Genomic DNA, 12,274 nt, shown 5'->3' with positions numbered 1-12,274 from the left:
CGGCTTCGGCGGCGCGCTGCGCGGAGACCGCCTGCGCGAGTCGTTGGCGGTTTTTACCCCACAGGTCGAGATCCCACGACGCGCTCGCGAGCACGTTGTTTTCGCTGTACCAGCTGCCGCCGTAGGGAGTCGGATAAAGCGCGTTGGACGAGTAAAGCTCACGCGTCCACGAATAGCCCGCGGTCACTTTCGGCGCCAACGCCGACTTCGAGGTCTCGATATACGACGACGCCTTCGCCAGACGCGCCTGCGCCTGCGCGATCGTCGGATTGCCGTCGATGGCCTCGTCGATCAGCTTCTGCAATTGCGGGTCGCCGAACTGCTTCGCCCAGTCGAGCGTGGGCCACTGGCCGCCCTGCGCCGGAATGCTTTGCGACGACTCGAACTGCTGCGGCTGCGCGAGCGTCTTGTCGCTCTTGATACCGATGTAGTTCGCGCAACCGCTCATGATCGCAACCGTTGCGCATGCAACGACTATCGACAGCGCGCGCGGCCGCAGCGGCGAACGCGTAATTGAAACGTGAGTCATGTTTTCCTGATGATCGAAAAAGGCAGCGCCGTTTATGTAGTCGACACAGATTCAATGCGCGGTTCAATGCGCCGCCGAATCCGCGCCGCCCGCGCCAGCCCGGCCCGCGCGCGTAATCCAGATGAGCGGAATGATGGCGATAAAGATCACCGCCGAAATCCAGAACACGTCGTTGAGGCCGAGCATCGCCGCCTGCGACTCCACGAGCTGCCCGAACATCGCGTGCGCCGTCGCCGTATCGATGTGCATCGATTTCGTGACGAAGTCGACGAACTGCGAGAACGCCGGATTTTCCGGCGTCGCCTGCTCGGTGAGCCGCACGTGATGCACGACCGTGCGGTCGTACCACTCGTTCGCACCCAGCGACGTGCCGACCGCGCCGCAAAACACGCGCACGAAATTCGACAGACCCGCGGCGGCCGGAATGCGCTGCGGCGGCTGGCCCGCGAGAATGATCGCGGTGAGCGGCACGAAGAACATCGCCATCGGAATGCCTTGCAGCAACGTGGGCAGCACGAGGTGATACGTATCGATATCGACGATGTAATTCGAGCGCATCCAGAACACTGCCGCGAAACCGATGAACGCAAGCGTGGCGATCACGCGCGCGTCCGAGCGCGGCAGCACCTTGGCGATCACCGGCGAGAGCAGCACCGTGAAGATGCCGATCGGCGCAATCACGAGGCCCGCATCCACCGCGCGATAACCGAGGTATTCCTGCATCCATTGCGGCAGCAGCACGAGATTGCCGAAGAACACGCCATACGCGATCGAAATGGCAATCGTGCCGCCCAGAAAATTACGCTGGCCGAACAGGCGCAGATCGACGATCGGATGCTCCTCGGTCAGCTCCCAGATCACGAAGGCCACAAAACTGACCGCCGCCGCAATCGTCAGGCCGATGATCACGGGCGAATGGAACCAGTCGAGGTCCTTGCCCTTGTCGAGCATGACCTGCAAGGTGCCGACCCACGCAACGAGCAGCCCGAGTCCGACCAGATCGATCGGCGGCTTGCGCGTGGGCGTTTCGCGCGAACGATAGATCATCCACGTGACCGTGGCCGCGAAAATGCCGACCGGAATGTTGATGTAGAAGATCCACGTCCAGCTGTAGCTGTCGGTGATCCAGCCGCCCAGCGACGGCCCCGCGATCGGCCCCACGGTGGCCGTCATGGCCCAGAGCGCGAGCGCGGTCGCGGACTTCTGCTTTGGCCAGGAGCTGAGCAGAATCGCTTGCGACATCGGAATCAGCGGTCCCGCCGTGAGACCCTGGAACACGCGCGCGGCCAGCAGCACCGGCAGATTGGGCGCCATGCCGCACAGCCACGAGGCGATCGTGAACAGCACGATCGCGCCCACGAACAGGCGGATCTGACCGAGGCGCTGCGTCAGCCAGCCGGTCAGCGGGATCGCGACCGCGTTGGCCGCCGCGAACACCGTGATGACCCACGTGCCTTCGTCCACGGACACGCCCAGGCTGCCCGACAAGGTGGGAATGGCGACGTTCGCGATCGACGAATCGAGCACGTTCATGAAGGTCGCGAGCGCGACGGCGAGCGTGCCGAGCGCGAGTTTGCCGCCGCTGAGCGGCGGCGGTGACGCGGCGGGCGCGTTCACTGCGCGCCCCGCGTGGAAAGGTTTCGCGATTCCATCATCCGTTTGCAATCCTGATCAAGTTGATGTGTCCGTCCGGCCGATGCGGCTCGCCACCCTGCTTCTGCTCGCGAGATCGCGAGCAGAAACGCGCGCAAAAACGGCCCCGCGCTGCTTGCACGGCAGAACCGTCACGCAGCGAAAACCGTCAATAAGGGGAGGATCATCCAGGCGGGATAGTACCGAACGGTACTGGATGATAAGAGCACATGATTGCCACGTCAATAAAAATCGAACCGATCGGTACTCTTTTGCCGCGAGCCTGCCCGCGGTCGGGAAGCGCGTCCCGGCGCTGTGTTACGATCCCGCGACACCGTTATCGCTACCGATTCAAAACAAATGGCGACGCACAAGGAAACCGGCGCACCGGCGCGCCGTCCCCCCACTCCCCGCAAGCCCGATATCGCGTCCGCCCCGAGCAAGGCGGACACGATCCTGAACGCCGCGCGCGACATCTTTCTGGCGCACGGTTTCAGCGCTGCCACGACGGACATGATCCAGCGCGAGGCGCACGTCTCGAAATCGACGGTCTACGCCGCGTGGCCGACGAAAGAAGCGCTGTTCGCCGCCGTCATTCAACGCGAATGCGGACAATTCGCGAATTCGCTGCGCGAAATGGATTTCGAAACCGACGACATCACGCGCTCGCTCACGCGGCTCGCGCGCGCGTATCTCGATCTGGTGGTGTCGCCGATGGGGCTCGCGCTGTATCGCGTGATCGTTTCGGAAGCGCCGCGCTTTCCCGAACTGGGGCGTGCATTTTATGCGGCGGGGCCGGAAGTAGTGGCGAGCATCGTCGGGCAGTTTCTCGAACGCGCGGCGGCGCGCGGACAGATCGACGTGCAGGCCGTGGGCTACACCACGGCGGCGATGCTGTTCATCAGCATCGTGCGCGGCGAGGCGCAGCTGGAATGCCTCACGCATCCCAACGCGCGGCCCTCGGAAGCCCAGATCGACCGCTGGGTGGAAGCGGCCGTGCAGACTTTCGTGCAGGCGTACGTCAAGCGGACCGAAGGCGGCTGAACGCGCGCCTGAGCGAACCCGCAAGACTCGGCGATACCTTATAAAGCCAGCCGGAATCCCGCGCCGTAAACGGACTGAATGACGTCGTCATCAGGCGCGACGGTTTCGAATTTGCGGCGGATTTTCTTCACGTGGCTGTCGATCGTCCGATCCTCGACGATGCGGCCATCGGGATACAGCCGGTCCATCAGAACATCGCGCGAAAAGACCCGGCCCGGTCGCGCCGCCAGCGTCCTCAGCAAGCGGAATTCGATCGGCGTGAGTTCAATCTCCACGCCGCGAAACGTCGCCACGAAACGCTCTTCGTCGAGTTGCAGCGGCACGCTTTCGGGAAAACGCTCGAAGCGCGAGCGGCGCAGAATCGCCTTCACGCGCGCGACCAGTTCGAGCAGACTAAACGGCTTGCAGATGTAGTCGTCGGCGCCCAGTTCCAGGCCGATCAGGCGATCGACCTCCTCCACCTGCGCCGTCACCATGATGATCGGCACATCGCTATACGTGCGCAGATCGCGGCAAATATCACGGCCATCGCGGCCCGGCAGCATCAGGTCGAGCACGATCAGGCCGGGCATGCGCCGCGCCACTTCGTTGGCCACCTCGCGGCCGTCGTCCACGCAGCGCGTGGTGTAACCCGCGGCTTGCAGGAAATCCGCCATCACGCTGGCCAGCTTGGGCTCGTCCTCGACGATCAGAATGTCGATGGGCGTTTCGTTACTCATGGTCACGTCGGTTCCTGAAGGTTTCCGTGCTGCGCGGCAGCGCAATCGCGATGCGCAAGCCGCCCAGCGGCGCGCGCGCGGCGGCGATCTCGCCGTCGTGCGCCTCGACGATGCCGCGGCAGATCGGCAGGCCGAGACCCGCGCCGCCGGTCGCGCGGCTGCGCGACGCCTCCACGCGATAGAAGCGCTCGAACAGCGAGGCCAGCATCGCCTCGGGCACGCCCGCGCCGCTGTCGTCGAAATCGATATACACGCTGCGCGCGTCCTCGCGCGCCGTCACGCAGACAATCTCGCCCGCATCGACATAACGCAGCGCGTTTTCGAGAATATTGGTGAAGACCTGCTGCAGGCGGCGTTCGTCGCCGCGCACCCACAGCGGCGTGTCGGGCAGATCGACGCGCAGCGTGAGGCCCGCGTCGCCGAGCCGCCGCGCGCTGCGGCGCAACGCCGAACGCAGCGTCTCGCAGACGTCGAGCTGTTCGTGGTGATAGCGCAGCGCGCCGACGTCGGCGAGCGAGAGATCGTAGAGATCGTCGACGAGACGGCTCAGGCGCTTCACCTCGCCGCCGAGCGAACGCACGGCTTCCACGCTCACCGGACGCACGCCCACTTCGATCGCCTCGATCTCGCCGCTCATCACCGCGAGCGGCGTGCGCAGTTCGTGCGAGATGTCGGCGACCAGCGCGGAACGCATGCGCTCGGTGCTCTCCAGCGTCTGCGCGAGATGGTTGAAATCGTGTTCGAGCTGGCCGATATCGCCGCTCGACACCGTCGGCACGCGCGCGCTCAGATCGCCGCCCGCGAGCGTGTGCGTCGCGCTCGCGATGCGGCGCAACGGCGAGGCGAGCGCGCGCGCCATCCACAATGTGGTGAGAATCGCGAGCAGCGTGGCCGCGATCGTGATGATCCAGCTCGACTCGCGCTGCGTCTTCTGGAAGCGCAGATCGCCGGCTTCGGTCGCGCGTTCGAACGGCACCATCAGCAGCCAGCCGACCGTCTTGCCGTCGACGACGATAGGGCGGCGCGGCGAGGTATCCGCGAACGCGGGATTGCCGAACACGTAGGCGCCTTTCGCGTCGAGCAGCGTGAAGCGCGTGTTGGTGCCGATCAGCGACGAAACCGGCAGACGCGGCAACGGCGCGTGACTCGTGACGGGATACGAAGCCGGCGCGTAAGGCCGCATGATCTCGTGCCACAGACTGCGATTCTGCAGCAGGAAGTCCCAGCTGCCGTGATCGCGATACGCCATGGCCAGCGGCCCGACGCTAGACTCCAGCCGCTTGATTTCCTGCTGCTCCAGATAACCGAGAAAACCGCGCTCGAAACTGAGCCGCGCGCCCAGCGCCATCGCGCCGATCACCAGCACGTTGACGACCAGCATCGCCGCAAACAGCTTGCCGGTCAGGCTCGCGCGGCGAATCTCGCGCAGCACGCGGCTCAGCGTTTGCGGCATGGTGTCGACTCCGGGCACATGGCCTTGCTACCTCAATCCTTGATCTGAAAACGTCCGGTCATCATACCTGCCTCGCCGCTCAGCGCGTGACCGGCGCGCCGGACGCAGCCGAACTCGCGCCCGCAGCCGATTCCGCATCGACCCCGCCGCCCAGCGCCGCATACAGGGTAATCAGACTGGTCTGCGCCGACAGCTGCGTCGCGACCAGCGACTGCTGCGCCGTGTACAGCAGACGCTGCTCGGTCAACGCGTCGATCAGACTGTCGCTGCCCTGCTGATACAGCTGCATGGTCAGATCGTAAGCGTGCTGATCGGCCTTCACGGTGCGCGTCTGCGCGTCGAGCTGTTCGTCGATGGTCTTGCGCGTCGCCAGCGCGTTCGCGACTTCCTCGAACGCGGTCTGGATGGTCTTTTCGTAGGTCGCGACGTCGATCTTGAACGTCACCTTCGCGGCGTCGAGCGTCGCGCGGTTCTCGCCTGCGTCGAAGATCGGAATCACCGCCGACGGCTCGAACGACCACGCGCGGTTGCCGCCCGTGAACAGCTGCGCGAGTGCGGGACTTTCGAAACCGAGCGCCGCCGTCAGGCTGATGGTCGGGAAAAAGTTCGCACGCGCCGCGCCGATATCGGCGTTGTCGGCCTTCAAGGTGTGCTCGGCCGCCAGCACGTCGGGGCGGCGTTGCAGCACCGCCGACGGAATGCCCGCCGGAATCGACGTGATGCTCGCGACCGGATCGACCTGCGCATCGGGCAGATCGGCGTCGGGCACGCGCGTGCCGACGACGAGTTCGAGCGCGTTGCGCGCCTGCTCGGCCGTGGTCTGCGCCTGCGCCGTCGAGTTGCGCGCCGACTGCAGACTCGCCTGCGCCTGCTCCACGTCGAGCGCGCTCGCCGCGCCCAGCGTGTGTTCGCGATCGACCAGATCGAAGGTGCGCTGCTGGCTCGCCTGCGTTTCCTGCGCGATCACCAGCAAGCGTTTGTCCGACGCCAGCGTGAGCCAGTCGCTCGCGACATCGGAGACGAGACTGATCTGCGTGCTGCGGCGCGTTTCGATCGACGACAGATAGGTTTCGAGCGCCGCCTTGCTCAGATTGCGCACGCGCCCGAACAGATCGATCTCGTACGACGTGAAGCCCAGATTGGCGCTATAGACGTGCGTGGTCTCGCCGCTCGCACCGGACGTCGTGGACGACGCGCCGGACTCCGCGCTGCGCACCGAAGTCGGCGTGCGCTCGGCTTCGTCGGAGCCGCCCAGATCGATCTCCGGAAACAGCGACGCGCGTTCGATGCGGTATTCCGCGCGCTCCTTTTCGATATCGAGAATCGCGATACGCAGATCGCGGTTATTCGACAGCGCGAGCGCGATCGTGCGCTGCAAACGCGGATCGACGAAGAAACTGCGCCAGCCGATATCGGCGGCGAGCGTGGCCGACGATGACGCATTCGCGGCCGCGCCTGAAGACGCACCTGAAGCCGCATCGGGCCACGACGCCGCCACCGGCGCGGCGGGCCGCTGATACGAAGGCGACAGGTCGATGCACGCGCTCAGCGCCGTAACGGCCGCGCCGGCCAGCATCCAGTGGACTACGCGCTTCATGCGGCACCTCCGTTCTTCGACTCGTGCGTCGATGCATTCATCGCGCTATCCGGCAACGCATACGCGTCCTCGCCCTCTTCCTGCTCCGCGTGCTCCGGCACGCTCAGCTCCGCCTGCGCGCCGGTCGAACCGGAATCGTCGGCGGGCGAACCCGCGCCGCCGCGACCGCCCGGATCGCTGGGCGACGCGCCCTTGCCGCTGAGCTTGCGCACGAGGAAATACGACAGCGGCGTGAAGAAGATCGCCAGCACCGTCCCGACGAGCGTGCCGCCGAACACGCCCGTGCCGATCGACTGACGCGCCGCCGCGCCTGCGCCGGTCGCGATCACCAGCGGCGCGACGCCCAGCAGAAACGCCAGCGACGTCATCACGATCGGACGAATCCGCAGCGCGACAGCCTGCTCGATCGCCTTGAGCGTACTGGCGCCCTGCTTTTCGAGCATCGTCGCGAACTCGACGATCAGAATCGCGTTCTTCGACGAGAGCCCGACCGTGACCAGCAGCCCCACCTGGAAATACACATCGTTCGACAGCCCGCGCAGCGTCGTGCCGAGCGCCGCGCCGAACACGCCGAGCGGCACGATCAGCAGCACCGCCAGCGGCACCGACCAGCTTTCATAAAGCGCCGCGAGACAGAGGAACACGAACAGCACGGAGACCGCGTAGAGATACGGCGCCTGGCCGCCCGAAAGCTGCTCCTGATACGACAGCCCGGTCCACGCATAGGTGATGCCCTTGGGCAGCTTCGCGACCAGTTGCTCCATGGTCTGCATCGCCTGGCCCGAACTCACGCCGGGCGCCGGATCGCCGACGATCTCGAACGACGACTCCGCGTTATAGCGGTCCAGTTCCGGCGGCCCGTAAGTCCAGTGCGACGTCGCGAACGCGGAGAACGGCACCATCGTCCCCGACGTGTTGCGCACATACCATTGCTCCAGCGACTCGGGCGTCATGCGGAACGGCGCGTCGCCCTGCACATAGACTTTCTTGATGCGCTGGTTGTCGAGGAACTCGTCCACGTATTCGCCGCCGAGCGCGTCTTCGACCGTCGAGTTGATGTCGGCGGGCGCGAGGCCCATCGCGCTCGCCTTGCGGTCGTCGATATCGAGCGAGAGTTGCGGCGTATCGGCGAGACCGTTGAAACGCACCTGACGCACCACGCCGCTCTGGTTCGCCATCTTGATCAGCTGATCGCGCGCGGCCGCCAGCGCCGCGTGGCCGAGCCCGCCTTCGTCGACGAGCTCCATGTCGAAGCCCGAGCTGATGCCGAGACCGCGCACCGTCGGCGGCTGCAGCACGAACACCTTGGCGTCGCGAATCTGCTGCGAGAGATCGCGCGACGCCTTCGCGACGAAGCCCTGCGCCGTGTCGTTGACGGCCGTGCGCTGATCCCAGTCCTTGAGCTTCACCCACATCATGCCGACGTTCTGGCCGTTACTGCCGACCGCATAACCGGCGACGTTGAACACCTCGGAAACCGCCGGCTGCTTGAGCAGATAGTCCTCGACCTTGGCCATCGTCGCTTCGGTGCGCTCGCGCGTCGCGCCCACCGGCGCGGTCACCGTCACCATCAGCACGCCCTGATCTTCGGTCGGCAGAAACGACGTCGGCAGACGCACGAACAGCAGCCCCGCGCCCAGCACGAGCAGCACATAGACGATGATCGCGGGCTTGCGGTGATGCAGCATCCGGTCGACGACGCGACGATATTTGCTCGTCGACGCGTCGAAGCCGCGATTGAAGCCGCTGAAGAAACGGCCCTTCGGCTTCTCGTGGCCGTCCTTGAGAATCGTCGCGCACAGCGCAGGCGTGAAGGTCAGCGCCACCACCACCGAGAGCGCCATCGCCGAGACGACCGACACCGAGAACTGGCGGTAGATGATGCCGGTCGAGCCGCCGAAGAACGCCATCGGCAACAGCACGGCGGAGAGCACCATCGCGATCGCCACCAGCGCGCTGCTGATTTCCGTCATCGACTTCTTGGTGGCGTCGCGTGGCGATAAATGCTCCTCGGTCATCAGCCGCTCGACGTTCTCCACGACCACGATCGCATCGTCCACCAGCAGGCCGATCGCGAGCACCACGCCGAACATGGTCAGCATGTTGATCGAATAGCCGAACACGTCGAGGATGCCGAACGTGCCGAGCAGCACGACCGGCACCGCAATCGCCGGGATCAGCGTGGTGCGCAGGTTCTGCAGGAACAGGAACATGATCGCGACGACCAGCACGATCGCTTCCACGAGCGTCTTGACCACTTCCGTGATGGACGTCTTGATGAACGGCACCATCTCGTACGGATACTCGACCTTCAGCCCGGCCGGGAAGCTCGCCGCACGCTTGTTCAGGAAGTCGTGCACTTCCTTGTCGACCTGCACTTCGTTCGCACCCGGCGCGAGCTACAGGCCGAGACCCGAAGCGGGCTTGTTGTTGAAGTTGGTTTCGACCGTATACGCCTGCGGGCCGAGATCGACGCGCGCAACATCGCCGAGCAGCACCTGCGAGCCGTTCGTCTCGGTCTTGAGCACGATGTCGCGGAACTGCTGCGCGGTGGTCAGGCGGCTGCGCGCCGTGATGGTCGCGTCGAGTTCCTGCCCCTTCACGGCGGGCGTGTTGCCGACTTCGCCGGCCGCCACGTCGTTGTTCTGGGCATCGATGGCCGTCACCACGTCCGACGGCATCAGCGCGTATTTCTGCAGCTTGTTCGGATCGAGCCAGATCCGCATCGCGTACTCGTAGCCGAACTGCTGCGCCTGGCCCACGCCGGGCAGACGCTCGATCTGCTCTTCGAGATTGCTGTACAGATAGTCGGCGATGGCCGCCTTGCTCATCTTGCCGTCCTCGGACACGAGGTTGAAGACGAGGAAGGTGTCCGGCGACGCCTTGCGCACGGTCACGCCGCTTTCCTGCACTTCTTCGGGCAGCAGCGCGTTGGCCGATTGCAGCTGATCCTGCACCTGCACCTGGGCGGTATCGGGATTCGTGCCCGCCGAGAAGGTCAGCTTGATCGAGATATTGCCCTCGGAATTCGCCGAGGACGACATGTACATCAGATTGTCGAGACCGACCATCTGCTGCTCGATCACCTGCACGACGGCGTCCTGATTGGTCTGCGCGGACGCGCCGTTATAGGTCGCCGTGATCTGGATGGTCGGCGGCGCGATGTCGGGATACTGGTCGAGCGGCAACTGGGTGATCGCGAACGCGCCGGTCAGCGAGACCAGAATCGCGAGCACCCACGCGAAGACCGGACGGTCGATAAAGAAATGAGCGATACGCATGCACTCGCCCCTCAGTTCGCCGAAGGCGACGACGACGGCGCCGCGGCGGCCGCTTCGGTGGCTTCGGTCGCGTCGGTGGCTTCGGTCGCCTTCACCGTGTCGCCGACGCTCACGAACTGCGAGCCCGCCACGACGATGCGATCGCCCGTCGCGAGTCCGCCCGTCACGACCCACTCGTTGTTGTTCGCGGTGCCCGCGAGCATCAGCGTGCGCGACTCGATCTTGTTCTGCGCATCGACGACCAGCGCCGTCGCGTTGCCGCGCTGATCGTGCACGACCGCCTGCTGCGGCACCAGAATCGCGCTCTGGTTCACGCCCTGATCGACGACTGCATGCAGATATTCGCCCGGCAGCAACAGCTTCTCGGGATTCGGCACGATCACGCGCAAGGTGATAGTGCCCGTGGTCTGATCGACGCCCACGCCCGCGAATTGCAGCGTGCCTTCGTGCGCGTAAGTGGTGCCGTCTTCGAGCGTGATCTTGACCTTGGCGTTGCCGTTCGCGTCGGTTTTATATTCGCCGCTCGCGAACTTCTTGCGCAGCGCGAGCACGTCCGTGCTCGACTCGGTCACGTCGAGATACATCGGGTCGTAGGCGTAGATGGTCGCGAGCGCCGTGGTCTGATCGGCCGTCACGAGCGCGCCGGGCGTGTACGCGGAAGCGCTGATCGTGCCCGTGACCGGCGCGGTCACGCGCGTATAGCCCAGATTGATGCGCGCGCTTTCGAGCGCGGCCTTGTCGGCGTCGATGGTCGCCTCGTCCTGCTTGAGCGTCGCCTCGGCTTCTTCGAGCGTTTCCTTGCTGATCGCGTCGATGGCCGCGAGCGAGCGGTCGCGCTCGGCAATCGGCTTCGCGGAAAGCAGCGCCGCCTGGGCTTTTTCGAGTTCGGCCTTGTCGGCGTCGTAAGTCGCCTGATACGGCGCGGGATCGATCTGATAAAGCACCTGGCCTTCGCGCACCACGCTGCCTTCGGTGAACAGCCGCTTCTGGATCACGCCCGTGACTTGCGGCGTGACCGGCGAGGTCAGGAACGAGGTTGCGCGCCCCGGCATCGAGGACGATTGCGCGTACGGCACGGTCTTGACCGTTTCCACGGTCACCGTTTGCACCTTTTTCTGCACGCTTTTCTGGTCGTGCGAACACGCCGCCAGCGCACAGGAGAGAAACAGGGCGCCCGTCAGAACGCCCGTGCGCCGATGCGCGAAAAGCCCGATTTGCATAGTGTTGGCCTCAATGCCGAGAGCGCGGTCCACGCCCGATCGAGGGATTATGCAAATCAAATTCGCAAGAAATTAGGAACGCCGGGCGGGGCCGGAACGCGTGCGCGGACGGTGAGGCGCTCGCCGGGTCGGACCGGGCGAGCGTTGAAGAACGTAGATGGATTTGGCCGCGTCAGGCCGCGCGCACGACTTCGACGAGATTGCCGCGCTGGCGCAGACGCACCGGCAGCACGCGCGGCAAGGCATGCGCGAAGCGATCGAGCTGATGCACGTCGAAGCTGCCCGTCAGCCGCATCTGCGCCACCACGGGATCGTCGACCACCACATTGGTCGCGCCGTAACGCGCGAATTCCTGCAGCGCGCGCAGCAAGGTCGTGTTGTTGAACGCCACGCGGCCCTGACGCCAGACCGCGACCGCCGTGGGCGCAATCGGCTCGATCTGGCCGGGCAGACCGTCCGCGCCCGTGGTCACGGCCTCGCCCGCCGCGAGTTCGACGCTGTGCGGCGCAGCGTCCGGTCGCGGCGCGGCAGCGACGCGCACGCGCCCTTCCTCCACCTCCACGCGCACCGTGCCGTGTTCGAGGCCAGTTTCCGTGCATCGCACCGAAAAGCGCGTGCCGACGACCGTCACCGTCACCGACTGCGCGAGCACGTTGAACGGGCAAGCCGGATCGGATTGCACCGCGAACATCGCCTGCCCGCGCACCAGCCGCACTTCCCGGCGATGCCGAAACAGCCGCGCCTCGACGTGCGTGTCGGTATCGAGTTCGATCGTGCTGCCGTCGGGCAGCGACACGGT

General features: G+C 65.5%; 8 protein-coding genes and 1 pseudogene. 1 reads left to right on the top strand and 8 read right to left on the bottom strand.

From position 1 onward, the window contains the following. Both G3N97_RS30810 and G3N97_RS30805 read right to left on the bottom strand, forming a co-directional pair. Positions 1 to 529, bottom strand: a 529-nt coding sequence (locus G3N97_RS30810; protein ID WP_205996733.1) for a TolC family protein, incomplete at its 3' end; no start/stop codon positions are given. Positions 530 to 592: 63 nt separating this feature from the next. After that, positions 593 to 2,146: a DHA2 family efflux MFS transporter permease subunit gene (locus G3N97_RS30805; RefSeq protein WP_234774895.1), complete on the bottom strand. Its 1,554-nt coding sequence runs from the start codon at positions 2,144 to 2,146 to the stop codon at positions 593 to 595. Between the two features lie 375 nt (positions 2,147 to 2,521). Between G3N97_RS30805 and G3N97_RS30800 the strand changes: the two genes are divergently transcribed. Next, positions 2,522 to 3,205, top strand: coding sequence for a TetR/AcrR family transcriptional regulator (locus tag G3N97_RS30800; protein ID WP_205996730.1), 684 nt, complete (start codon positions 2,522 to 2,524; stop codon positions 3,203 to 3,205). A gap of 38 nt (positions 3,206 to 3,243) precedes the next feature. Here the strand turns inward: G3N97_RS30800 and G3N97_RS30795 are convergent, their stop codons facing one another. The 6 genes and pseudogenes from G3N97_RS30795 to G3N97_RS30770 all read right to left on the bottom strand — a co-directional run. After that, positions 3,244 to 3,924, bottom strand: a complete 681-nt coding sequence (locus G3N97_RS30795; RefSeq protein WP_205996735.1) for a response regulator — start codon at positions 3,922 to 3,924, stop codon at positions 3,244 to 3,246. After that, a complete protein-coding gene (locus G3N97_RS30790) occupies positions 3,917 to 5,377 on the bottom strand; it encodes an ATP-binding protein (protein WP_205996728.1) in 1,461 nt (486 codons plus the stop codon). The genes G3N97_RS30795 and G3N97_RS30790 overlap by 8 nt, the downstream gene beginning before the upstream one ends. A gap of 79 nt (positions 5,378 to 5,456) precedes the next feature. After that, positions 5,457 to 6,974, bottom strand: coding sequence for an efflux transporter outer membrane subunit (locus G3N97_RS30785; RefSeq protein WP_205996727.1), 1,518 nt, complete (start codon positions 6,972 to 6,974; stop codon positions 5,457 to 5,459). Then, positions 6,971 to 10,255 (bottom strand): annotated as a pseudogene (locus tag G3N97_RS30780) (efflux RND transporter permease subunit). Before G3N97_RS30780 ends, G3N97_RS30785 begins: the two are co-directional and overlap by 4 nt. Positions 10,256 to 10,266: 11 nt before the next feature. After that, positions 10,267 to 11,475: an efflux RND transporter periplasmic adaptor subunit gene (locus tag G3N97_RS30775; RefSeq protein ID WP_205996726.1), complete on the bottom strand. Its 1,209-nt coding sequence runs from the start codon at positions 11,473 to 11,475 to the stop codon at positions 10,267 to 10,269. A gap of 172 nt (positions 11,476 to 11,647) precedes the next feature. Then, positions 11,648 to 12,274, bottom strand: a 627-nt coding sequence (locus G3N97_RS30770) for a FecR domain-containing protein (RefSeq protein ID WP_205996725.1), incomplete at its 5' end; no start/stop codon positions are given.

Origin of the sequence: Paraburkholderia sp. Ac-20347 (assembly GCF_017104805.1) — a bacterium.
In the GTDB taxonomy this organism is placed as follows: domain Bacteria; phylum Pseudomonadota; class Gammaproteobacteria; order Burkholderiales; family Burkholderiaceae; genus Paraburkholderia; species Paraburkholderia tropica.
The sequence above is the reverse complement of the archived record's forward strand: the minus strand, read 5'-3'. Positions and strand labels throughout refer to the sequence as shown.

Bases quoted from the DNA above. Each gene is read 5' to 3' on its own strand.
- G3N97_RS30775 (WP_205996726.1), bottom strand. From the start codon at position 11,475: ATGCAAATCGGGCTTTTCGCGCATCGGCGCACGGGCGTTCTGACGGGC.
- G3N97_RS30785 (WP_205996727.1), bottom strand. From the start codon at position 6,974: ATGAAGCGCGTAGTCCACTGGATGCTGGCCGGCGCGGCCGTTACGGCG.
- G3N97_RS30795 (WP_205996735.1), bottom strand. From the start codon at position 3,924: ATGAGTAACGAAACGCCCATCGACATTCTGATCGTCGAGGACGAGCCC.
- G3N97_RS30800 (WP_205996730.1), top strand. From the start codon at position 2,522: ATGGCGACGCACAAGGAAACCGGCGCACCGGCGCGCCGTCCCCCCACT.
- G3N97_RS30790 (WP_205996728.1), bottom strand. From the start codon at position 5,377: ATGCCGCAAACGCTGAGCCGCGTGCTGCGCGAGATTCGCCGCGCGAGC.